Consider the following 22,900-nt stretch of genomic DNA (forward strand, 5'->3'; position numbering starts at 1 on the left):
TTCAATTTCAGTTAATTTCCAAAAAACCCCTTGTTTTAATAGATTTGTCTCTTATATTAAGAATACTATGAGCGTATCAAAGACCTTATTTGACAAAGTGTGGGACTCTCATGTCGTACATAAAATTACAGATGGCCCGGATGTACTATTTATAGACAGGCACATGGTGCACGAGGTAACGAGTCCGGTGGCCTTTTTAGGATTAAAAAACAGGAATATCGGGGTAATGCATCCCGAAAAAACATTTGCCACCGCAGATCATAATACCCCAACCATTAACCAACATCTCCCGGTGGCCGACCCTTTGTCTGCAAACCAGTTAAAAATGTTGGAAGAAAACGCCAATGAATATGGTATTTCTTACTGGGGCCTTGGCCATCAAAAGAATGGTATTGTTCACGTTGTGGGTCCGGAATATGGAATAACGCAACCAGGTGCCACCATTGTTTGTGGGGATTCACATACCTCTACACACGGTGCTTTTGGCGCTATCGCTTTTGGTATCGGAACTTCCGAGGTTGAAATGGTTCTAGCAACGCAGTGCATTATGCAGCCAAAGCCTAAGCGCATGCGCATCAATATTACTGGAGAACTACAATACGGTGTAACGCCCAAGGATGTTGCACTGTTCATCATTTCGCAATTGACCACTTCTGGCGCAACGGGCTACTTCGTAGAATATGCTGGTGATGTATTTACGGATATGACCATGGAAGGCCGTATGACGGTTTGTAACCTGAGTATAGAAATGGGTGCCCGTGGTGGCATGATTGCTCCGGACGAAAAGACCTTCCATTACGTAAAGGGACGGGAATTTACACCAAAAGGAGAAGCGTGGGATAAAGCTATGGACTACTGGCAAACCCTTTACACCGATCCAGATGCGATTTTTGATAAAGAACTTACTTTCGATGGTTCCTTAATCGAGCCTATGATTACCTATGGAACCAATCCAGGTATGGGCATGGGAATTTCTAATGATATACCCAATGCCGATGCGGTGCAAGGAGGTGCCACTACCTATAAAAAGTCTTTAGAATATATGAAATTCGATGAAGGCGACACCATGATCGGAAAACCGATAGATTTCGTATTTCTTGGAAGTTGTACCAATGGTAGAATTGAAGATTTCAGGGCATTTGCCTCTATCGTAAAAGGGCGCAGAAAGGCCGACAACGTTACCGCATGGCTTGTACCCGGTTCGCACAAGGTGGAAAGTGCCATCAAGGAAGAGGGTATTTTGGACATCCTTACCGAAGCAGGTTTTGAACTACGCGAACCAGGCTGTTCTGCATGTTTGGCCATGAACGATGATAAAGTACCACCGGGTAAATTGGCCGTGAGTACATCTAACCGAAACTTTGAAGGTAGACAAGGCCCAGGATCAAGAACGCTATTAGCAAGTCCTTTAGTGGCGGCTGCGGCAGCTGTTACGGGTAAGGTAACCGATCCAAGAGAATTAATGGAAAAAGAGATGGCATAACCAATGTACTCTTAGCTATTGGCCACTGGCCTTTATCCAAATAAATATTAAATTAAAGCTATAGGCAAACAGTCGATAGCAAAAAGCTAGAAAAAATGGCATACGATAAATTCGACATATTAAGAACAACCGCTGTACCGCTTCCGATAGAGAACGTAGATACCGATCAGATAATTCCTGCACGTTTCTTAAAAGCTACGGAACGGGTCGGGTTCGGTGATAATCTGTTTAGGGATTGGCGTTACAACCAAGATAATTCAATCAAGGAAGATTTTGTACTGAACGATGAAAAATATAGTGGCAAAATTTTGGTCGGCGGTAAAAATTTCGGTTCGGGGTCGTCAAGAGAACATGCAGCATGGGCCGTTTATGATTATGGTTTTAGATGTGTTATCTCCTCCTTCTTTGCGGACATTTTCCGAGGTAACTGCCTAAATATAGGAGTACTACCTGTACAGGTTAGTGCAACTTTTCTGCAAAAGATTTTCGCTGCTATCGAGGCGGACCCTAAAACGGAAATAGAAGTTAATCTACCGGAACAGAAGGTTACCTTATTGGCAACGGGAGAAAGTGAGTCTTTCGATATCAATGACTACAAGAAAAATAACATGACGAATGGGTTTGATGACATCGATTACCTTTTGAACATCAAAGAAAAAATAACATCTTTCGCTAAGACTACGCCACTTTAAAATCAGATTTCCAACCAAAGGAGCACACTAATGAAAAGAAAGGTGGAAATCATGGATACCACCCTCAGGGATGGGGAGCAGACTTCCGGAGTCTCATTCTCCGCATCGGAGAAATTGACGCTGGCCAAACTATTACTGGACGAACTTCATGTAGACCGTATTGAAGTTGCTTCTGCAAGAGTCTCTAAAGGCGAATTGCAAGCAGTACAGCAGATTACGGCATGGGCCGCTAGTAAGGATTATCTAGACCGGGTAGAAGTGTTGACTTTTGTAGACGGAGGAGTTTCGTTAAAATGGATGGAGGAAGCTGGGGCTAAATCCCAGAACCTATTAACAAAAGGTTCTTTGAATCACCTAAAACATCAGCTTAAAAAGACTCCAGAGGAACACTTTGCGGAAATAGCAGCAGTTTTTGAACAGGCGAAACAAAAAGGAATCATCAATAACGTTTATTTGGAGGATTGGAGCAACGGAATGCGAAACTCAAAAGCCTATGTTTTTGATTTCTTGGATTTCCTTTCCACACAACCTATAAAACGTATTTTATTGCCTGATACTTTGGGAATACTAACTCATAGAGAGACCTATGACTTTCTGAAGGAAATCGTACAACGCTATCCTAAAATTCATTTTGACTTTCATGGTCATAACGATTATGACTTAGGTGTTGCAAATGTTATGGAAGCGGTGAAAGCGGGTTGTCATGGTTTACACCTTACCGTAAACGGTATGGGTGAACGTGCTGGTAATGCTCCTATGGCCAGTGCCATTGCGGTCATCAACGATTTTCTGCCAGAAATTGAAATAGGTGTTAACGAATCTTCGCTCTTCAAAGTGAGCAAACTGGTATCTGCATTTGCCGGACTGGCCATTCCGGCCAATAAACCTATTGTTGGCGATAGTGTGTTTACGCAAACAGCTGGCATTCATGCAGACGGGGATTCCAAGAACAACCTTTATTTTAGTGATTTAATGCCAGAGCGTTTTGGTAGAAAGCGCAAATATGCTTTGGGTAAAATGTCGGGGAAAGCTAATATTCAGAAAAATTTACAGGAACTTGGCTTAAAACTCAATGATGATGAGTTAAAAAAAGTGACCCAACGTATCATTGAGCTTGGAGATAAAAAGGAACGGGTCACCAAAGAGGATTTACCTTTTATTATATCCGATGTGTTGGATACAGAGGCGCATCAACAGAAAATTTTCGTAAAGTCTTACGTATTAACACACGCCAAAGGCTTGATGCCCTCCACTACCCTTTCCGTAGAAATAAATGGTGAAGTATTTGAGGCGAATGCGCAAGGAGACGGACAATATGATGCTTTTATGAATGCTTTGCATAAAGTATATGCATCCAAAAAAATTACCCTTCCGGAGCTCATAGATTACGCGGTTAGAATACCACCCGGAAGTAATTCCGACGCCCTTTGTGAAACCGTCATTACCTGGTCTTTGAACAAAAAGGAATTTACCTCGAGGGGCTTAGATTCCGACCAGACGGTTTCAGCGATTAAGGCCACAGAAAAGATGTTGAATATAATATAGAAAATAGCTTTAAACAGACAACTACAAGCATCAAACAACGATAAAAGAATACAAAATGAAATTAGACATAGCTTTATTGGCCGGTGACGGAATTGGCCCAGAAGTAATAGATCAGGCCGTTAAAGTCTGTGATGTAATCGCAAAAAAATACAATCACGAGATTAACTGGAAGCCCGCATTGACGGGAGCAGCGGCAATTGACGCCGTAGGAGACCCTTATCCAGAAGAAACACATGAAATCTGTGCAAATTCCGATGCTGTTCTTTTCGGTGCTATTGGTCACCCTAGATTTGATAACGACCCTTCTGCGAAAGTAAGGCCCGAACAGGGCTTATTGAAAATGCGTCAAAAATTAGGCCTCTTTGCCAATGTCAGGCCCACCTTTACCTTTCCTTCCTTAATAGATAAATCTCCTTTAAAAAGAGAACGTATCGAAGGAACGGATCTTATCATTTTAAGAGAATTAACCGGAGGGGTTTATTTTGGAGAACGTGGGAGAAAAGATGATGGTAATACCGCCTATGACACCATGACCTACGAACGTTTTGAAATAGAGCGCTTAGCGCATAAAGGTTTTAAAATGGCCATGAAACGTTCAAAAAAACTATGCTGTGTGGATAAGGCAAACGTGCTGGAATCTTCTAGATTATGGAGAGAGACCGTACAGGCAATGGAAAAAGAATATCCGGAAGTAGAAGTCTCTTACGAGTTCGTTGATGCCGTTGCCATGCGACTCGTGCAATGGCCAAGTGCTTATGATGTAATGATTACTGCCAATCTTTTTGGGGATATCTTGACCGATGAGGCATCTGTAATCTCCGGTTCTATGGGACTAATGCCTTCTTCTTCCGTAGGAAGTAAAGTGTCTTTGTACGAACCTATACATGGCTCCTACCCGCAGGCAGCAGGTAAGGATATCGCCAATCCGTTGGCTACCGTACTGTCCGCAGCGATGCTATTTGAGGATATGGACCTAGCGGAAGAGGCGCAAGCTATAAGAGATGTGGTAAATAAATCACTCGCAGAAGGCATCGTTACCGAAGACTTAGCGGAGGGAGCGAAAGCCTACAAAACTAGCGAAGTTGGAGATTGGTTGGCAGCCAATATATTAGTTAATCGCTCAACAAAATAAGAAGCATCGCTTAGAACATGACTATGTTTTGAGTGGTGCTTTTTTCTGTTTGTTAGGAAGTGACAAAGAGAATTAAAAAGATTTCAAAGCTAAACGTGTACCTAATGATAGATGTTGCTATAAGCTTCAGAAATAATAGCGTATACATCGGGGATTACAGTTTGTGCCAATCTAGAATTTCCGTTAAGTAATACGCAAATACCCAAATCATCCTCGGGATAAAGGGCAATTTCGTTTCTATAGTTGTTTACGCTACCGCCATGATGCCACACGGTTTTTTCTTGTTTTGATGTCTCATTTTTAAAAGAATGAATTCGCCAACCATAGCCATAGTGCGATTGTACATGATCGGGCCAACGTTGATAGTATTTGTTGTTATAATTAACTTCAACAAAGGGCTCAAAAACTTGTTCAATGGTTTTAGGTTTTAATACCTCTGGATGATGTCCTAATAAGAAACGCATCCATTTGGCCATATCCAAGGAACTTGCATTGATACCACCTGCAACGACCGCATTGTAATACTTATCGGTCAGCGGTAAACTGCGCCAATGGTCATTCCTTTTGGAATGTGGGAGCGCAACATTTTTTTGATTCGTCAGAACATCATGTTCCATGGAAACGGAGGTCATACCTAGCGGCTTAAAAAACCTGTTGTCGAGAAGCGCGTTTACTTCTTGTCCCGTAACCTTTTTAGCCACCTCTTGACTAAGGGAGAACATGGCATTTTGATAACTATACATGGTCCCGGGGCCACTAATAGGTTCCACCTCCTTGAACCGTTCGGTAATTTTTTCAACAGAAATACCGGCTTCGACCAAATTGGTGTAGCTATGATATGGTGTCCCAGCGGTATGGGAGAGAATATGGGAAAGTTTTATTTTTTTGGTATTTGCACTGTCACCAAATTGAAAACTAGGAAGGTAGTCAACCACTTTATCGTTCCAATCCAGTTTCCCGTCTTCCTGCAAACTAGCCATGAGTACTCCGGCAAATCCTTTTGACAAGGAACCTAATCGAAATACCGTTTCACCATCGATAAAATCATTTTCTTCTACTGCACGTTTACCAAATCCGCCTGAAACCAATATGGAATCTCCGTAGACGATACTTACTCCTGCGCCTACTATATCACCAGAATCTATGGCTATATTAAAATAATCCTGTAAAGCCCTATTTAAATTTGCTTGGAATAGGGTATGACGCTTCAACGACTCTGCATCAACTTCAGTAGTAGTTGATAGTATCTCTCTTTTGGAAATAGCACTTGAATCCACGGGGATGTATGAAGATACCACCAGAAATGTCATGAACAGAAGCAAGATATTCCAGAGCGTTTTATGCTGCTTTTCAAAAATTGATTTAATAGGTTTGAACACGGAATTTTAAGTTGGATTGCTCTTTATAAACTAAAAATCGAGACAAATTATTGTATTAGGTTTTATTCGTCCAACGAAACAAGACATGCGTCAAAGCATAATTAATCTAGATTGTCTACTACTTACCGTTTTTAAAACTTAAGACCGTAAGATATTATTCTTTTGATCCGTAGGGCACAGCTATTCATACCGATGTGAAATATGAATGACTTCATCATCAAACCGTTTTATTTGAATTAACTAGACTCAGAAGAAAAATACTCCTAAAAGCTGGTCAAAGTAATATTACTAAGCTCACATAAGTGGACTTGCTAGAGGATATAATCCGTACTTACAAAGTTGGATAATTTAGCTTCTAACAACTGCTGAATAGTCTCATTATTCAAATCATTGTCTTTAAAGGCGACAAATGTTCGAATCGAGAACGACCTCAAAGCATCATGAACACTTAATGTTGCCTGCGCCGAATCTTTTCGCCCCGTAAAAGGATATACATCGGGTCCGCGTTGACATGAGCTGTTCAAATTAACCCTACACACTAAATTGACCAGCGTATCGATTAAAGGTGCCAGCGCATACACGTCCTTACCAAAAAGGCTTACTTGCTGTCCGTAGTTGCTTTCCGCCATATCATCTAAAGGCTCTTCAATATCAGAAAACGGAACTACAGGTATAATTGGTCCAAATTGTTCTTCTTGATAGACACGCATATCTTTTGTCACTGGAAACAAAACGGCGGGCCAAATATAATTTTCTGTTCGCTGTCCCCCCTTGTCGTTCATGATTTTCGCACCTTTTTCGAGAGCATCATCAATCAATTCTTGAATATAATCGGGTTTCTGTGGTTCTGGTAGCGGTGTCAGTTTCACGCCTTCGTCCCAAGGGTTTCCAAATTTTAGGTCATCTATGGCCTTACTGAACTTCTTTAAAAATACGTCCTGCGCCTCATTATGCACATAGACTACTTTTAGTGCGGTACAACGTTGCCCGTTAAATGAAGTGGTCCCCGCTACGACTTCATTAATGGTGAGGTCCATATCCGCGTCAGGTAAAATAACAGCCGGGTTTTTCGCTTCGAGACCCAAAACCAAACGTAGTCTATTACTTTTTGGATGTTGCTCTTGTAAGGCGTTTGCAGATTTACTATTTCCTATCAAAGCCAAAACATCTACCTTACCCGTTTTCATTATTGGTGCCGCTACCGCTCTACCACGACCAAAAATGATATTGACTACACCTTTAGGGAAACTGCTTTGAAAGGCCTCCAACAAAGGTATTATTAAAAGTACACCGTACTTTGCCGGTTTAAAAATGGTAGTGTTTCCCATGATGATTGCAGGGATCAATAAAGCGAATGCTTCATTAAGCGGATAATTATAAGGTCCTAGACAGAGAACGACACCTAGAGGACCACGCTTAATATGCGCATAAACACCATCTTGTTTTTGAAATTTGGCTGCATCCCTATCCAATTGTTTGTAATCCTCTATGGTATCTTCAATATATTCAATGGTACGGTCAAATTCCTTTCTAGAATCGGGCAGGGACTTTCCAATTTCCCACATGAGCAATTTTACAACTTCCTCGCGCTTGGTTTTCATCTTGGAAACAAACACCTCCATACATTCAATACGATCTTTAACGTGCATGGTTGGCCACACACCCTGTCCCTTACCATAAGCTGCCAAAGCGGCATCCAGTGCCTCCAAAGCCTCTTTTTCCTGCATGTCCGGAATACTTCCCAAAAGCGTAGGCTTATAGGCTTCAGTAGCTGAAATTGTGGAGAAAACCTCAGTGGTTTCCCCGCTCCAGGGCTTTAATTCTCCGTTCACCAAGTAAGTTCTTTGGTCTATGGTATGTTGTATTTGAAATTCTTCTGGAATAGCCATATATGTGTTCTATTATGAATTAAACTAAATATTGATATAGGTCCGGTTTATCGTTTAAATAATCGCCAAAAAAGTTATTTTCCTTCATTCTATTTACTAGCGGCTGCAGGTCAGAGGCAGACTTGAGTTCTATACCCACTACAGCCGGAGCATTCTCCCTACTCGATTTCTTAGCATATTCAAAATGCGTAATATCATCGGTGGGACCCAGAATATCTACAACAAATTCTTTCAGCGCTCCCGGGCGTTGTGGAAAACGTACGATAAAGTAGTGTTTTAGATTACCATAGAGCAAGGCCCGCTCCTTTATTTCCGCCGTTCTTGTAATATCATTATTACTTCCGCCAATAATGCAGACAACGTTCTTACCCTTAATCTCTTCGGAATATTGTTCAAGTACCGAAATGCTTAGAGCTCCCGCTGGTTCAACAACTATAGCGTCCCTGTTATAAAGATCCAAAATCGTTTGACAAACTTTTCCCTCAGGGACGGTCGTCATGTTGTACAATCTATCTTTACAGATAGAAAAAGTAAGGTCCCCCACTCGCTTTACCGATGCACCATCAATAAACTTATCAATAGTAGCCAGCGTTGTGTTCGCATTATTCTCGATAGATGTTTTCATGGAAGGTGCTCCTTCTGGCTCAACACCAATGATCCTGGTACTGGGGGATAGCTTATTAAATACGCCTAGTAATCCAGAAGCCAAACCCCCGCCACCGACGGCAACAAAAATATAATCAATAGCTTCTTTCGTTTGCTCAATAAGTTCCAAACCTACAGTTCCCTGTCCTTCTATGACCTTGGGATCATCAAAAGGATGAATGAACGTCATTTTCTCTTTTTCGCCATATTTAAGCGCTGCAAGGTAGGCATCGTCAAAAGTGTCTCCTTCTAAAACTACCGTAACCCAAGAATCTCCGAACATCTTAGTTTGTTCCACCTTCTGTTTTGGCGTAACCGCAGGCATGAAAATAGTGGCATTTATACCAAGGTGATTGCAGGCAAACGCTACTCCTTGTGCATGGTTACCAGCACTTGCACAGACTACCCCTTTTTTATGCTGCACTTTGGGTAGTGTGCTTATCTTATTGTACGCCCCTCTTATTTTATAGGAACGAACTCTGTGTAAATCCTCTCTCTTTAAGAAGATATTGGCACTGAAAAGTTTGGACAAACGAATACTAGGCATAAGCGGCGTTACCTCCGTTACCTGCCGGATGGTCAACGCCGCCTTTTCTATATCCTCGATTTTAGGAAAATATTCCATGTAATGTGTCCTTTCCTAATCAGATTGGTCTATATATTAAACAATGGGTTTCATCGCGGTCATTGATTCTCGTAATCTCGTACCAACAATTTCTACAGGATGTTCACGTAAGATTTTGTTTATTTCAATCAATTTGGCATTATCCACGCCATTATCCTTTCCTTCGCCAAAATGTTTACCGATGACATCTACATCTATTCTCTTCATGAAATCCGTCAATAAAGGTTTACATGCATGATCAAAAAGATAACAACCGTACTCCGCCGTATCAGAGATTACACGGTTCATCTCAAAAAGTTTTTTACGTGCAATTGTATTGGCGATCAGTGGTGTTTCATGTAAAGACTCATAATACGCAGATTCTGCTATAATTCCGGATTCGGTCATGGATTCAAAGGCCAACTCTACTCCTGCCCTAACCATAGCAATCATTAGAACACCGTTATCATAAAACTCTTGCTCGGTGATCTCATCGCTTCCGGCAGCGGTTTTTTCAAAAGCAGTTTCTCCCGTTGCGGCACGCCATGACAATAGATTTTTATCATCGTTGGCCCAATCTTCCATCATTGTTTTAGAGAAATGGCCCGTCATGATATCGTCCATATGTTTTTGAAATAACGGACGCATAATATCCTTTAGCTCCTCTGACAACTCAAAAGCCTTTACTTTGGCCGGATTGGATAAACGGTCCATCATATTGGTTATTCCACCATATTTCATTCCTTCGGTTATTGTTTCCCAACCATACTGGATTAATTTGGAGGCGTATCCCGCATCGATTCCCTTTTCGACCATTTTATCGAAGCACAAAATTGACCCTGTTTGCAGCAAGCCACAAAGAATAGTCTGTTCGCCCATTAAATCCGATTTTACTTCGGCAACGAAAGAAGATTCTAAAACCCCGGCCTTATGGCCGCCCGTTCCCGCAGCATAAGCTTTAGCCTGTGCCAATCCTTTTCCTTCGGGGTCGTTTTCTGGGTGTACTGCAATCAACGTTGGCACACCGAATCCCCTTTTATATTCTTCCCTTACTTCGGAACCAGGACTCTTTGGTGCTACCATGATAACCGTTAAATCTTTACGTACCTGGGTACCTTCTTCAACGATATTAAAACCATGTGAGTAAGACAAGGTTGCTCCTTTTTTCATCAAGGGCATTACCGCACCAACTACCGCTGTATGTTGTTTATCTGGAGTAAGGTTTATGACCACATCTGCGCTAGGAATCAATTCTTCATACGTACCAACGGTAAAACCATTTTCCGTGGCGTTGATAAAAGATTGTCTTTTCTCCTTAATCGCAGCATCTCTTAGCGTATAGGAAATATCAAGGCCAGAATCTCTCATATTCAAGCCTTGGTTAAGGCCTTGAGCCCCGCATCCAACGATGACAATTTTTTTGCCTTTTAAGGCCGTAACACCATCAGCAAATTCTGAGGAATCCATGAACCTACATTTTCCTAATTGGGTTAACTGATCTCGTAATGATAGTGTATTAAAATAATTTGCCATTTTGTGTTCTGTTTAATTTAGCGCCGTCCCCGATTGGCATCGGTAATTTCCAGCAGTTGTTTATTATTATAGTTGTTATTAATTGTGTTGAAATTCCTTAATTAAAGCTGATATCTGCATCTCGTCCTTTGATACCGAAATACGACCGGACCTCACAAATTGCATAATGCCAAAAGGTTTTAATTGTTCATGCATTTCATCTATTTCAAACCTTCTACCACTTTTGGCCAAAACAAAAAAGTCTCGTGCAACTGTGACAATCTGTGCATTACTATCTTTTATAATATTCTGAATTTGTCTCTCGTCGAATAAGAGGTCGGACGCAATTTTGAACAAGGCAGATTCTTGATATATGGTCTCATCATCCTTGTGATAAAATGCTTTAATGACTTCAATCTGCTTTTCTATCTGCCCTACGATATTCGTAACCCATTTGTTTGTCGTGTAGACTACTATGGTAAATTTAGAAACCTCGTCAATCTCTGATTTTGAGACGTTTAAGCTTTCGATATTAATATGCCGCTTTAAAAATATACCTGATATTCTATTCAGTAATCCTACATTATTTTCGGAATATACCGATATGGTAAACCATTGCTTTTCCATACTCATTTATCTATGTGCTACTATTCTTATTCTTTTATAATCTGCGAACCATTTACCATCTACGTATAAATCTGGTCGAAGAAATTCCTGCACTTCTGTTAAAATATCGATGACATCCGAATTATCTACCTCCACCAAAAAAGGTTTGCAAAACATTTGAAGCCAATCTTTAATTCCTGTTTTATTATCCGCGAGTTCTGTTGGTCTGGCATACCATTGCGCCGAACTAACCAAGAAACCAACAGACTCTAATACCATTGTATATTCACCTATTGAGGGAAAGTACCAAAGCTTAAGCTCAGCTTGTTTTTTATATCCTCTCTTCAGAAGGGACTTCCGTAACTGCGTGGTAATCTTTTTTACATTATCCTTACCTCCAAATTCGAGTACTATTCTTCCTCCCTTCTTCAAATTAAGATACATGCAAGTAATGGCCTCATTATAATTAGTTACCCAATGTAAAGCTGCGTTAGAAAATATGGCATCAAAAGGGGCATCGAAATTAAAACGAATGGCATCTCCCACTTTAAATTTGCATAAAGGAAACTGAGTTTTTGCCTTACTAATCATCTCCACGGATATGTCCATTCCAACAACATCCTTACTTCGTTCATTTATTAAAGCCGTTAATTCTCCTGAACCACACCCTAAATTCAGTATACGTTCGTTTACTTTAGGATTTAGAATATCGATCAAAGAAGCCCCATACGCATATACAAACGAGTGTTTATCGTTATATAAATTAGTATTCCATTGATGCGTCAATTGTTCCATATTACTTTTTAACCGCAATTATAATGCCCGTGGACCAATTCATCTTCGTTAGACTAAAATCTGTTCTATCCTCTAAGTAACGGACCAATCTATCCACATTCTTATCATGACCTTCTGGCCAGTTAGCTTGCGCAGTCATATCATCTATCACATAAAATCCGCCAGGATTGATCATTTCTAAAACAGTTTCAATCTCACTATATTTTCCCGGCCACGCATCCGCAAAAACAAGGTCAAACTTCACATCTCTATTTGCCTTAAGCCATGCTGCGCCATCATCACAGACTATAGTAAGCCTTTTATCATGCCCAAAATATTGTTTTGCTATGGCTATCAATTCGGAGTCATTATCTACGGTGGTTAGATGCGCGTCCGTATCCATACCCTCTATCATCCAAGACAAAGAGAGACCAATCCCCGTACCTAACTCAAGAACTTGAGCTCCGGGCTTGGAACTAATCAAAGTTTTAAGCAAAGAACCAATAAGCAAATCGGAAGGCATGGAAAAACCTATTTCTTCAGATTTACGTTGAATCTCTGGATAAATTTTAGGAATATCAGTAATATTCTCTTGTTGCATCTTTAATGTCATTCTAGGATACTATGAAACCTTATTTTAAACGAACCTCGGAAACCGCAGCGCCTGATGGTATCATTGGGAACACGTTATCCTCTTTCTCCACTTTCACTTCCAAGAAATAAGGTTTGTCCGAAGCAATCATTTCTTTGACCGCTGCCTTTAAATCCTTTCGCTCGCTCACACGTTTTGCTTCGATATGATATCCTTCGGCGATTTTAACAAAATCCGGATTAACCATTACCGTGGAAGCGTAGCGTTTATCAAAAAATAGTTCTTGCCATTGCCGAACCATTCCTAAATGATCATTGTTCAAAACGACAATCTTTACAGGTACGTTATGCTGGTATATGACACCTAGCTCTTGAATGGTCATTTGATAGCCTCCATCGCCTATAATGGCAACGACCTCTCTGTCCATTGCGCCCATTTTAGCACCAATGGCCGCGGGTAGGGCAAAGCCCATGGTTCCGAGACCACCAGAGGTTATATTGCTCTTTGTTTCCTTGAATTTAGCATACCTACAAGCAATCATCTGGTGTTGTCCAACATCGGTTACTACGGCAGCCTTATGTTCTGTAGCGATATTTATTTCCTCGATAACTTCACCCATGGTCAAACCTTCTTTTGTAGGATGGATATCATTTTTGATGACCGTATCGAACTCAATTTTATACTTCTCCTTAAAGACATTATGCCAAGATTCATGAGATTTAGCATCAATCAATGGAAGTAAACTTTTTAAGGTTTCCTTGGAATCTCCTAATACAGCTACATCAGCATGGACATTTTTATTAATTTCCGCAGGATCTATTTCAAAGTGAATTACTTTTGCCTGCTTGGCATAATCTTCTAATCTACCGGTGACACGATCGTCAAAACGCATTCCTATGGCCAACAATACATCGCACTCATTGGTAAGAAGGTTTGGTCCATAATTACCATGCATCCCTACCATACCCACATTTAGGGGATGATCCGTATCTAAGGCAGAAGCCCCCATAATGGTCCAAGCGGCAGGTATCCCAGCTTTTTCTACCAAAGCTTTTAGTTCTTCTTCCGCTTTGCCCAAAATAACGCCCTGACCCCAAACGATAAAGGGTTTTTTTGCCCCGTTGATAAGTTTAGCAGCGGCTTCTATAGCTTCAGTTTTGGGTTTTGGTGTTGGGTTATAACTCCGAACTCCTTTGCATTTCTTGTATGAAAAATCGAACTCCTCAAACTGGGCATTCTTTGTAATATCGACCAAAACGGGACCCGGTCTTCCAGATTTGGCGATATAAAATGCTTTGGCCATGATCTCCGGAATTTCCGAAGCCCTAGTGATTTGATAATTCCATTTTGTCACTGGAGTGGAAATACCGATAATATCGGTTTCTTGAAAGGCATCTGAACCTAGCAAATGTCTTGGCACCTGACCTGTGATACAGACCATTGGCGTAGAATCTATCTGCGCATCTGCCAATCCGGTCACTAGATTGGTTGCTCCAGGACCTGATGTGGCCATAGCCACGCCAACTTTACCCGATATTCTGGCGTAGCCTTGTGCAGCATGCGTGGCTCCCTGCTCATGCCGGGTTAAGATATGTGTTAATTTATCCTGAAATTTATATAGCTCATCATATACGGGCATTATTGCGCCACCCGGATATCCGTAAAGCAAATCGACACCTTCTGCCAATAAACAATGAATGATTGCTTCAGCTCCAGAAATCTTAATAGTAGATGCTGTCTTTGATGTCTTTTGTTTTTCTTTTATTGTTTCCATAGTACAACTCAAATTCAAGCCTTACGCTCACATTCAAAAATTATATTTTTTACCAATAGCTATCTCTATTGTTAGAACTCGTCCGTTACACAACCTTGAGCAGCCGATGATACCGAACGTGCGTATTTGTATAACACGCCCTTTTTAAACTTTAGTTCCGGTGCTACCCAAGTAGTTTTACGCTTCGCCAACTCCTCATCGGAGACATCTACACTAATGGAATTTGTCTCCGCATCAATGGTGATGACGTCCCCATCCTTAACCAAGGCAATGGTACCTCCCTCCTGGGCTTCTGGAGATATGTGGCCTACTACAAAACCATGGGTGCCTCCAGAAAAGCGGCCATCGGTTATCAAGGCTACGTCTTTGCCCAAACCTGCACCCATTATGGCGGCAGTTGGTTTAAGCATTTCCGGCATTCCGGGTCCGCCTTTGGGCCCTTCGTATCGGATAACGACAACATCTCCTTTTTTTACCAATCCCGTACGAATCCCGTCATTGGCATCATACTCACTATTGAACACTTTGGCCGTTCCTTTAAAAAGCAGACCTTCCTTACCGGTAATTTTCGCAACTGAACCGTTTGTGGCCAGGTTTCCGTAAAGCATTCTTAAGTGGCCCGTTGCCTTAATGGGCTTATCCAAGGGCATGATTACATCTTGACCTTCTTCTAAATCCGGCACATTCTCTAAATTCTCCGCCAAGGTCTTTCCGGTAACCGTAAGACAATCGCCATGTAAGAGACCATTCTTTAATAAATATTTTAATACTGCGGGGATACCACCGACCCTGTGTACATCTTCCATTAGGTATTTTCCACTTGGTTTTAGGTCCGCTATAAACGGAGTGGTATCACTGATATGTTGAAAATCTTGGAGTGTAAATTCTACATCTGCAGCCCTTGCGATAGCTAAAAAGTGAAGTACCGCATTGGTAGAACCACCCATAATGGTGACTAATCGGATAGCATTCTCTAAAGATTTGCGAGTAACGATATCCAAAGGCTTAATATCTTTCTCTAAAAGAATACGCATTTGTTTTCCTGCGGCAATGCACTCCGCTTCTTTATTATTACTTATGGCAGGATTCGAAGAATTGTAAGGCAAGGACATTCCCAATGCTTCAATTGCGGACGCCATGGTATTTGCCGTATACATACCACCACAAGCTCCAGCACCTGGAACGGATTTCTTTATAATAGACTTATATTCCGATTCTCCCATAGTTCCAGCTACTTTCTCTCCCCAAGCCTCGAATGCAGAAACGATATCTAATTTTTTATCATTGTGACAACCAGATTCTATGGTACCACCATATACTAGAATCGAAGGACGATTAAGACGCAGCATAGCCATTAAGGCTCCTGGCATATTCTTATCACAACCCACAACCGTAACCAAGGCATCGTAAGACATTCCCTGTACTACGGTTTCCATAGAATCTGCGATGATATCCCTAGAAGGTAATGAAAAACGCATTCCAGGAGTTCCCATAGAAATACCGTCACTCACACCAATGGTATTAAAAATCAATCCAACAGTTTCCTCGGTGTTAACGCCTTCCTTAACCAATTTGGCCAAATCATTAAGATGCATATTACAAGGATTACCCTCATAACCCGTACTCGCTATACCCACCAGTGGCTTGCTAAAATCTTCATCCTTGAAACCAATGGCATAAAGCATGGCCTGTGCTGCAGGCTGGGTAGAATCCTGTGTAACGTTTTTACTGTATTTGTTCAATTCCATAATCTAGTTCTCGTAAGCTCTTAATCGATTTAATTCTCGTCTACTATCAAAGATAAAAGTTTAAATAGCGCAATAATTTTAACAAAGACAACTGGTTCAAATTCAATTTCATTAAAATTAGTTTAAGTTGTTGACTATAAGCAAAATAACGCTTCTTTTTATATCATATTCAATAAACATCGCTTTTGATTTAATAACATAAAAAAACCTGTATCGGAAGCATCTGATACAGGTTTTTTAAATCAATAAAAAAGCTATATCATTCCTTAGCGGGAATAATTAGAATTACATTGACCGTTACTTTGTTAGTTTTCATTAAGCAATAGTACATAAAAATTTTCATTTGAAAATTGGCAAACAAGAATTAATTACTTTCGTGGCTTTTTAAACCCTAAATTTCCTTAAAAAAATTTTATGGAGAAAACCGCAACCAAAGCCATACAATACAGGCGTTCCGTACGGGTCTTTAAAAAAGACCTAGCACTAGATGATGAGAAAGTAAAACAATGCCTCAGGAATGCCGTGCTAGCCCCTACCAGCAGTAATCTTCAAATATGGGAATTTTATCATATTACAGATGCTGCCATTCTGAAAAAAATGACCGAAGCATGTCTTGGCCAAAATGCAGCAAAAACAGCACAACAATTGGTTGTAGTAGTGACTAGAAAAGATTTATGGAGGCAACGGGCCAAAGCGAATAGTAACTTTTTAAAAAAGAGCTTCGGTGACAAAGACCCAAAAGACTACAGCAAGCGAGAGAAATTTGCCCTGAACTATTACCAAAAATTGATACCCTCTATTTATACGGATTTTCTTGGCATATTGGGTTGGTTCAAATATATCGTATTCCAAATCATTGGCCTCTTTAGACCTATCTATAAACAGGTGAGAAATTCCGACATGCGCGTTGTTGCACATAAAAGTGCCGGACTAGCAGCACAGAATTTTATGATTAGCATGGCGGCAATAGGTTATGATACCTGCCCCATGGAGGGCAGCGATACGGGAAGAGTTAAAAAGATACTTAACATTCCAAAATCAGCTGAAATAAATATGGTCATCGGCTGTGGCATACGTGATGAAAACGGTATCTATGGGCCCCGTTTTAGAGTTCCCTTTGAAGAGGTCTATAAAAAAGTATAGGCTACAGCAGCTTAAAAGCGATTTTAGAACCTGCTCTTTTTTGTGCCAAGATAGCCGTTGCCTTATGTGATAATTGTAATATTCTTGGATAGCCACCTGTTGTCTGTCCGTCTTTCATCAAGACAATTAATTTACCGGACGGAGTCAGTTGCACGGTACCCGGTAGGGTTCCGGATGTAAGCATGTTGATAGCGTGACCATCAATACATTCTTCTAACTGGTAGGCCATTCTATCGTTCTCTTTTGCCACCGTAAAATCGCCATCAAATAACTGCGCTAATTGCTCCTCTTGCAACAAATCGTACTCCGGCGCCCTATATACTTCCAAAACGGTTTCCTCTAGGAACGAGTCTACCTTTATTTCAAGAATCTTTGGCTTAAAAAGCTTATTGTATTCAAAAGGCACTACATCCCCATCCTTAAGTCGGTTTTCTCTGGTAATTGGTTTGTATAGGGAACAACTATTAAGAATGTTTTTCAATTGAAAGCCTCCCTTTACGGCCAAATACGCACGAAATCCCTTATCCAATCTTCCGTAGGAAAGAATATCCCCAATATTAATCTGATATACCTTGTAATTCTGAATGGGCATATTATTCAAGGTAGCGGACATTACAGCACCTGCCAACGTTATATAGGTCTCTTCTTCAAATATCAATGTTGGTCCCGTCATGGTTATTTCCAACACAGCATCCGTAGTGTCATTTTCCAATAACGTATTGGCCTTAAAAACCGATAATTGGTCCATGACGCCAGACACGGGAACACCCTTGTTCCTAAAGTTAAATCTACCTAAATCTTGAACCGTAGTGTAAAAACCGGACTTTAATACTTTAAGCATCTATCCTAATTTTTTCTGGTTGATAAATACCTACTTCTGCCTCTATTTTGTGTAAATCATATTCCGCTCTAGAAATTTGATAGAATTGAATTTTATCGCCTACACTCACAAAGCATGGGCTCTCATTCTTAAGATTGAAAATAGGAACGGTACAACTACCGATAATATTCCAACCTCCAGGAGATTCTTGTGGATAAATACCCGTTTGCCTACCCGCCAATCCCACAGCACCTTTTGCTACTTTAAGCCTTGGTGTTGCCCTTCTTGGTAATTCTAAGGCTTCCGGCAAACCACCTAAATACATGAACCCCGGCAGAAAGCCTATGCCGTAAACGGTGTATACATTTTTTGTATGCAGTGCTATTACTTCATCCGTACTGATACCCAAGGTCTCCGCTACGTATTCCAGATCTATTCCAAATTCCAAATCATAACTCACGGGCAAACGCCACAAATAACGTTGCCCCCTTGTGATTTTTTTTTCCTCCTGATACCAGTCTTGAATTTTATCCCTGAACGCGGCATAATCTAATGGGATATTTCTGTTCAAAACCAAAAGCGAATTATAGGCCGGAACGGTTTCCCAATCTTCCCCCTCTAAACAGTTTTCGTGCAGATAGTTTTCAAACTGCAATATGCTATTTAGTATGGTTTCGTTTACCTCATTGGGCCATTCTATTAGAATAGCATGGACACCATAAGGTTTTATATGGATGGAGGGAAGTTTCACCTGGCTAAAAATATATTATGATTTGGTAATTCCTTAGAAAGATACGCTAATATTTGAAAAGCTGAAGAAGTATCGCCGTGTACACAAAAAGTTTCAGCAACGATAGGCGTTTTTCTTCCAGAGCTTGTTAGCACACATTTTTCTTTAATAAGCATTACTACATGCCCTAAGACATTAATGGGATCCGTTATTAATGCATTGGTTTCTGTTCTTGAAACAAGACTTAAATCGTCCCTGTAATTTCTATCAGCAAAGGCCTCTAGTACAATTTGAAAACCCATTTCCACTGCCCGGTGTGCCACTACAGAACCAGGAGGCACATAAAGTTTGAACCTCGTTTTATATATTTCAATAGCCTCTAAAAAGACATTTGCCAATTTTTCATCCTTGGCAATATCATTATATAAGGCGCCATGAGGTTTTATATGCCGAAGCGCTATTGCTTCATCCTTACAAATCAAAGCTAAGTCAGCTACCTGTTTCTGGATACTTTCCTGTAGCAGGGACGGACTTATCGCCATAGAAACCCTTCCAAAATTCACCTTGTCAGGATAAGACGGATGCGCACCAATTTTCACGTGATGTTTTTTTGCTAACGCAACAACGGCTTTCATACTATCGTAATCTCCGGCATGACCACCGCAGGCAATACTGCAAGATGAGATGTAGGGAAATAGATCAGCTTCATTACCAACACCCTCGCCCACATCACAATTTATGTCAATAGAATAATGTTTCATTTACAACAATCCAAATACCTTTAATATACTCTTGGCACCAAGTAAAATAGAGAGCGCCAAAATCACTATCCCAATGATATTCTGAAATTTGGTATTCTTATATGTTCCCATAACCGAAGCCCTATTAACGACCCATAATAGGAATACCGCTATTACCGGAAGAAGAATGCCATTGGCAATCTGTGCGAATTTTATAATCTCAATAGGTTTTATACCAAATGAAAGGAAAAATACGCCCAGACCTAAGATAAGCATCCATACCAATCTAAACTTTATGTTTTTCAAATCGGCCTTCCATCCAAAACAACTATTGGCAACATATGCAGCCGCTAATGGCGCGGTTATGGCAGATGTTATTCCTGCGGCGAACAGGCCAATACCCATAAAGTATTTGGCAGCCGAACCATACAATGGTTCAAGGCCCTTGGCCATATCCATAACGTTGTTCACCGTTGTACTCTGAATGGCCGAAGCCGAAATAATAATACAAATAGACACCAATCCGCCCAATATCAATGCCACAAAAGTATCCCTTCTTGCCGCTTTGAGGTCGGCCGTGCTTTTCCACTTTTCGCTGACCAAGGACGCATGTAAAAATAGGTTGTAAGGCACTACAGTAGTTCCTACCAAGGCGATAATGGTTAAGATACTATCACTAGGTACGGTAGGTACTAGTAAGCCTTTTAATACCTCTAGCATATTAGGTTGGGTTATCGCCGCGGTTAGCACAAAGGACAAACTCATTATAATCACAAGAAAGACAAATACCTTTTCCAATATCTTATAACTACCAAGATATAGCAGTACAAAGGCCAGCAATCCAATGACGAGGGGATAGTATGAAATATGAGCTTCCCCAAAAATAGCTTCCAAGCCTAATGTTCCACCGCCGATATTACCAGCTTCATAGGCGGCATTACCAATAACTATAGCCCCAAGGATAATGGCCAGTACCGTGTTTCGCAACCATGGTGTCCTTAATTCCTGCTTAATGACATCGGCCAGTCCCTTTTGGGTGACAATGCCCAAACGTGCGGACATTTCCTGTAATACCACCGTTGCTATGATGGATAACAACATGGCCCATAATAAGGTATAACCATAACCTACCCCTGCGAGAATACAAGCGGTAACCGTACCCGGGCCAATAAAAGCCGCAGCTACCAGGACTCCCGGACCAACTTTCTTGAACATACTATTTGGTATTATTTAGGGCATAGATGGCGAAGGAACCTAACCAATGGGTACCTCCATAATTATCATCTACGATATTCGGTAATGAATATGTTATATGTTGTTTTGCGATTTCTTTGAGGTGTGCGTATTCCGGTAATACTTCCGCAATTCCATACAAACACCAGGCTCTGCTAAAATTAAGTCCGTCTAAATGCACCAATTTACCATCAGTTCTATCTAATATTTTTCCTGGAGCCAACTCGAATTTTGGGTTGGTCAATTGCGGCAAGAAAGCATCGAACCAAATTTTAAAATTCTCTGGCTCATAAACCCTACTAACCAAATACGCTTCCTCTAAACAAGGGGACAAGAAATCAAAACCGCTTGGTTCCCATTCCAAAGGACAACCGCCCATGGTATTATCGTTGGCGTAAAACCGTTTTACCGTTCGCTCAATGGCTTCCTTTAAGCTAGTGTTGTTCAAAGTTTCCGCATAATCAAGAGCAAAAGAAAGCCCAAAAGCTGAATTGGAATGTTCTCCCACACGAATAGGATAATTCAGTTTGGGCAGAAAATCCAAATAAGATTGTACCATTAAATCTGTAAGCGGTTGTAAATTTTGCGCTAAGTCTCTCGCCAATGGGTCATTCCAAGTATGGAGTTCTTCTGCTAACTTCAGTATCCATGCCCATCCATACGTTCGTTCAAAGGAAGCGTTACCGGGAATTTTGAAGTACGCTACTTCCAATGCGATGTTATCTTCTGAAAGTGAGGCCGCTAATTTCTCACGGATTTTATCGGCTTTATCCAAATTAGGGAATTGCTTCAGAAGTGAAATCAAGGACCAATGTCCATGAACGGCAGAATGCCAATCATAGCAACCATAAAACGCCGGATGCAACTCACTAGGCTCCGCAATAAAAGATTTATCATTTAAAGATTGATTCAATTTATTCGGATACTCAATTGAGATACATTCCAAAGGAAGTGTAGCCAAACGATTTGCCTCTTCAAGGATTAGTGTGGGGGGAGTATGTGTTATGCTTTGAGCAAGTTCGGTTTTTACCTCATTTTTACAACCTATCAATAAAGTTGTTGAGAATAGTAGAAATAGTATGAATTGGCGCATAGCAAAAAAGGCTTCTTAAAATTAGTTCGTAAACTACCCCCGGGCAAGCCCGCAAGACATTAAAATGAAAATCGCGTTTACTTTCAACACAAGCGTCGGAGCATTTTAATCTCGACTATCGAGTAAATATAAGTTCAAATTAGGTAAATGCCCACAAGTTGCCAGCCTGTTTTCACCACAGTTTTAACATTTTTTGATGCCGTTTATCTAAAAAAATGCAGTTCGTCTAAAAGTTGGGTGTCATACATCGATAGTTCATAATAATTCAAAAAAGCCACGGTTATACTAATCCCAAACCAAATTTAACCTACTTAATGACTTGTTTAGAATGTAAGAAAGAACTCGGTTATTTAGACCATAAAAATGCAATGGATAGCCTAGGTGTAGAACTCTGCGCCCATCATCATACCATGATGAAAGAACTGATTAAAAAGAACAACACACCCCTTGAAGCCATACAGTTGTATTATGGCCTTAAAGAAGCCGGCGTTCATGCCATGTTAGAATGGTGGGACGGTAAAAAGTCCATAGACATTGCCCTTTCTAGGGTAAAACTGAATATTGAAATTGACTCCGACTATGAAAAATTAACGGAGGACCAGGCCATTAATAATCTAGAGGAAGCGATGCATTCTTTTAAAAATGGATTTACCACCATTAGGGTTCCCCATATCGTAGTACGCAATTACCTCGACGAAACGGTGAGGAATATCATTGGGATTACGGAGGGGCTAAAAGCAAATACCAAAGTGATTTAAAACAAAAA

20 protein-coding genes are annotated in these 22,900 nt (G+C 40.7%); 6 read left to right on the forward strand and 14 right to left on the reverse strand.

Features of this window, described 5'->3' with window-relative positions; all coding sequences use genetic code 11:
* Nucleotides 1-67: 67 nt before the first annotated feature.
* The 4 genes from leuC to leuB all read left to right on the forward strand — a co-directional run bounded on the left by leuC (nucleotide 68) and on the right by leuB (nucleotide 4,852).
* Nucleotides 68-1,483, forward strand: coding sequence for a 3-isopropylmalate dehydratase large subunit (gene leuC / locus BFP77_RS14270; RefSeq protein WP_099574691.1), 1,416 nt, complete (start codon nucleotides 68-70; stop codon nucleotides 1,481-1,483).
* A gap of 95 nt (nucleotides 1,484-1,578) precedes the next feature.
* Entirely contained in the window at nucleotides 1,579-2,175 is a 597-nt protein-coding gene (leuD, locus tag BFP77_RS14275; RefSeq protein WP_099574692.1) for a 3-isopropylmalate dehydratase small subunit, read from the forward strand.
* Nucleotides 2,176-2,205: 30 nt separating this feature from the next.
* Complete coding sequence (locus tag BFP77_RS14280; RefSeq protein ID WP_099574693.1) at nucleotides 2,206-3,720, forward strand: alpha-isopropylmalate synthase regulatory domain-containing protein; 1,515 nt, start codon at nucleotides 2,206-2,208, stop codon at nucleotides 3,718-3,720.
* Between the two features lie 55 nt (nucleotides 3,721-3,775).
* A complete protein-coding gene (gene leuB, locus BFP77_RS14285; protein WP_099574694.1) occupies nucleotides 3,776-4,852 on the forward strand; it encodes a 3-isopropylmalate dehydrogenase in 1,077 nt (358 codons plus the stop codon).
* A 101-nt stretch (nucleotides 4,853-4,953) separates the two neighbouring features.
* Here the strand turns inward: leuB and BFP77_RS14290 are convergent, their stop codons facing one another.
* The 9 genes from BFP77_RS14290 to ilvD form a co-directional block, all read right to left on the reverse strand.
* Nucleotides 4,954-6,231 (reverse strand): serine hydrolase domain-containing protein, encoded by a 1,278-nt coding sequence (locus tag BFP77_RS14290; RefSeq protein WP_257212976.1) that lies wholly within the window; start codon nucleotides 6,229-6,231, stop codon nucleotides 4,954-4,956.
* A 311-nt stretch (nucleotides 6,232-6,542) separates the two neighbouring features.
* On the reverse strand, nucleotides 6,543-8,120 hold the full coding sequence (locus BFP77_RS14295) for an NADP-dependent glyceraldehyde-3-phosphate dehydrogenase (RefSeq protein WP_099574695.1): 1,578 nt from the start codon (nucleotides 8,118-8,120) through the stop codon (nucleotides 6,543-6,545).
* Nucleotides 8,121-8,139: 19 nt separating this feature from the next.
* The gene (gene ilvA / locus BFP77_RS14300) at nucleotides 8,140-9,390 is read right to left on the reverse strand and encodes a threonine ammonia-lyase (RefSeq protein WP_099574696.1); all 1,251 of its coding nucleotides are present in this window, start codon (nucleotides 9,388-9,390) and stop codon (nucleotides 8,140-8,142) included.
* Between the two features lie 36 nt (nucleotides 9,391-9,426).
* Nucleotides 9,427-10,902: a ketol-acid reductoisomerase gene (gene ilvC, locus BFP77_RS14305; protein ID WP_099574697.1), complete on the reverse strand. Its 1,476-nt coding sequence runs from the start codon at nucleotides 10,900-10,902 to the stop codon at nucleotides 9,427-9,429.
* 78 nt (nucleotides 10,903-10,980) lie between these two features.
* Nucleotides 10,981-11,508, reverse strand: coding sequence for an acetolactate synthase small subunit (gene ilvN / locus BFP77_RS14310; protein WP_099574851.1), 528 nt, complete (start codon nucleotides 11,506-11,508; stop codon nucleotides 10,981-10,983).
* Nucleotides 11,509-11,514: 6 nt separating this feature from the next.
* Complete coding sequence (locus tag BFP77_RS14315) at nucleotides 11,515-12,282, reverse strand: methyltransferase domain-containing protein (RefSeq protein ID WP_099574698.1); 768 nt, start codon at nucleotides 12,280-12,282, stop codon at nucleotides 11,515-11,517.
* 1 nt (nucleotide 12,283) lies between these two features.
* Nucleotides 12,284-12,874 (reverse strand): O-methyltransferase, encoded by a 591-nt coding sequence (locus tag BFP77_RS14320; protein ID WP_218963478.1) that lies wholly within the window; start codon nucleotides 12,872-12,874, stop codon nucleotides 12,284-12,286.
* 19 nt (nucleotides 12,875-12,893) lie between these two features.
* The gene (gene ilvB, locus BFP77_RS14325) at nucleotides 12,894-14,627 is read right to left on the reverse strand and encodes a biosynthetic-type acetolactate synthase large subunit (protein ID WP_099574699.1); all 1,734 of its coding nucleotides are present in this window, start codon (nucleotides 14,625-14,627) and stop codon (nucleotides 12,894-12,896) included.
* Between the two features lie 71 nt (nucleotides 14,628-14,698).
* Complete coding sequence (gene ilvD, locus BFP77_RS14330) at nucleotides 14,699-16,375, reverse strand: dihydroxy-acid dehydratase (protein ID WP_099574700.1); 1,677 nt, start codon at nucleotides 16,373-16,375, stop codon at nucleotides 14,699-14,701.
* Between the two features lie 414 nt (nucleotides 16,376-16,789).
* On the opposite strand from ilvD, the gene BFP77_RS14335 reads away from it, so the two are divergent.
* The gene (locus BFP77_RS14335; protein WP_099574701.1) at nucleotides 16,790-17,518 is read left to right on the forward strand and encodes a nitroreductase family protein; all 729 of its coding nucleotides are present in this window, start codon (nucleotides 16,790-16,792) and stop codon (nucleotides 17,516-17,518) included.
* Between the two features lies 1 nt (nucleotide 17,519).
* Here BFP77_RS14335 and BFP77_RS14340 read toward each other — a convergent pair whose 3' ends face one another.
* Genes BFP77_RS14340 through BFP77_RS14360 form a run of 5 tightly spaced genes read right to left on the reverse strand, consistent with a single transcriptional unit; the run spans nucleotide 17,520 to nucleotide 22,134 of the window.
* Complete coding sequence (locus BFP77_RS14340; RefSeq protein ID WP_099574702.1) at nucleotides 17,520-18,359, reverse strand: biotin-dependent carboxyltransferase family protein; 840 nt, start codon at nucleotides 18,357-18,359, stop codon at nucleotides 17,520-17,522.
* On the reverse strand, nucleotides 18,352-19,089 hold the full coding sequence (gene pxpB / locus BFP77_RS14345) for a 5-oxoprolinase subunit PxpB (protein WP_099574703.1): 738 nt from the start codon (nucleotides 19,087-19,089) through the stop codon (nucleotides 18,352-18,354). The genes BFP77_RS14340 and pxpB overlap by 8 nt, the downstream gene beginning before the upstream one ends.
* Nucleotides 19,086-19,829, reverse strand: a complete 744-nt coding sequence (gene pxpA / locus BFP77_RS14350; RefSeq protein ID WP_099574704.1) for a 5-oxoprolinase subunit PxpA — start codon at nucleotides 19,827-19,829, stop codon at nucleotides 19,086-19,088. The genes pxpB and pxpA overlap by 4 nt, the downstream gene beginning before the upstream one ends.
* Complete coding sequence (locus tag BFP77_RS14355) at nucleotides 19,830-21,023, reverse strand: Nramp family divalent metal transporter (protein ID WP_099574705.1); 1,194 nt, start codon at nucleotides 21,021-21,023, stop codon at nucleotides 19,830-19,832. It abuts the gene before it with no gap.
* Between the two features lies 1 nt (nucleotide 21,024).
* A complete protein-coding gene (locus BFP77_RS14360; RefSeq protein ID WP_099574706.1) occupies nucleotides 21,025-22,134 on the reverse strand; it encodes a DUF2891 domain-containing protein in 1,110 nt (369 codons plus the stop codon).
* A 314-nt stretch (nucleotides 22,135-22,448) separates the two neighbouring features.
* Here BFP77_RS14360 and BFP77_RS14365 point away from each other — a divergent pair, with 314 nt between their 5' ends.
* Complete coding sequence (locus BFP77_RS14365) at nucleotides 22,449-22,892, forward strand: hypothetical protein (RefSeq protein WP_099574707.1); 444 nt, start codon at nucleotides 22,449-22,451, stop codon at nucleotides 22,890-22,892.
* Nucleotides 22,893-22,900: the final 8 nt, after the last annotated feature.

The sequence above is a fragment of the Maribacter sp. 4U21 genome, assembly GCF_002742365.1.
In the GTDB taxonomy this organism is placed as follows: domain Bacteria; phylum Bacteroidota; class Bacteroidia; order Flavobacteriales; family Flavobacteriaceae; genus Maribacter.

Excerpts from the sequence above, each read along its gene's own strand:
- leuD (WP_099574692.1), top strand. The coding sequence starts at position 1,579 with ATGGCATACGATAAATTCGACATATTAAGAACAACCGCTGTACCGCTT.
- BFP77_RS14280 (WP_099574693.1), top strand. The coding sequence starts at position 2,206 with ATGAAAAGAAAGGTGGAAATCATGGATACCACCCTCAGGGATGGGGAG.
- leuC (WP_099574691.1), top strand. The coding sequence starts at position 68 with ATGAGCGTATCAAAGACCTTATTTGACAAAGTGTGGGACTCTCATGTC.
- ilvA (WP_099574696.1), bottom strand. The coding sequence starts at position 9,390 with ATGGAATATTTTCCTAAAATCGAGGATATAGAAAAGGCGGCGTTGACC.
- BFP77_RS14335 (WP_099574701.1), top strand. The coding sequence starts at position 16,790 with ATGGAGAAAACCGCAACCAAAGCCATACAATACAGGCGTTCCGTACGG.
- BFP77_RS14315 (WP_099574698.1), bottom strand. The coding sequence starts at position 12,282 with ATGGAACAATTGACGCATCAATGGAATACTAATTTATATAACGATAAA.
- ilvB (WP_099574699.1), bottom strand. The coding sequence starts at position 14,627 with ATGGAAACAATAAAAGAAAAACAAAAGACATCAAAGACAGCATCTACT.
- BFP77_RS14365 (WP_099574707.1), top strand. The coding sequence starts at position 22,449 with ATGACTTGTTTAGAATGTAAGAAAGAACTCGGTTATTTAGACCATAAA.
- ilvD (WP_099574700.1), bottom strand. The coding sequence starts at position 16,375 with ATGGAATTGAACAAATACAGTAAAAACGTTACACAGGATTCTACCCAG.
- BFP77_RS14295 (WP_099574695.1), bottom strand. The coding sequence starts at position 8,120 with ATGGCTATTCCAGAAGAATTTCAAATACAACATACCATAGACCAAAGA.
- leuB (WP_099574694.1), top strand. The coding sequence starts at position 3,776 with ATGAAATTAGACATAGCTTTATTGGCCGGTGACGGAATTGGCCCAGAA.
- BFP77_RS14320 (WP_218963478.1), bottom strand. The coding sequence starts at position 12,874 with ATGACATTAAAGATGCAACAAGAGAATATTACTGATATTCCTAAAATT.
- ilvC (WP_099574697.1), bottom strand. The coding sequence starts at position 10,902 with ATGGCAAATTATTTTAATACACTATCATTACGAGATCAGTTAACCCAA.
- BFP77_RS14355 (WP_099574705.1), bottom strand. The coding sequence starts at position 21,023 with ATGTTCAAGAAAGTTGGTCCGGGAGTCCTGGTAGCTGCGGCTTTTATT.
- BFP77_RS14340 (WP_099574702.1), bottom strand. The coding sequence starts at position 18,359 with ATGCTTAAAGTATTAAAGTCCGGTTTTTACACTACGGTTCAAGATTTA.
- ilvN (WP_099574851.1), bottom strand. The coding sequence starts at position 11,508 with ATGGAAAAGCAATGGTTTACCATATCGGTATATTCCGAAAATAATGTA.
- BFP77_RS14360 (WP_099574706.1), bottom strand. The coding sequence starts at position 22,134 with ATGCGCCAATTCATACTATTTCTACTATTCTCAACAACTTTATTGATA.
- pxpA (WP_099574704.1), bottom strand. The coding sequence starts at position 19,829 with ATGAAACATTATTCTATTGACATAAATTGTGATGTGGGCGAGGGTGTT.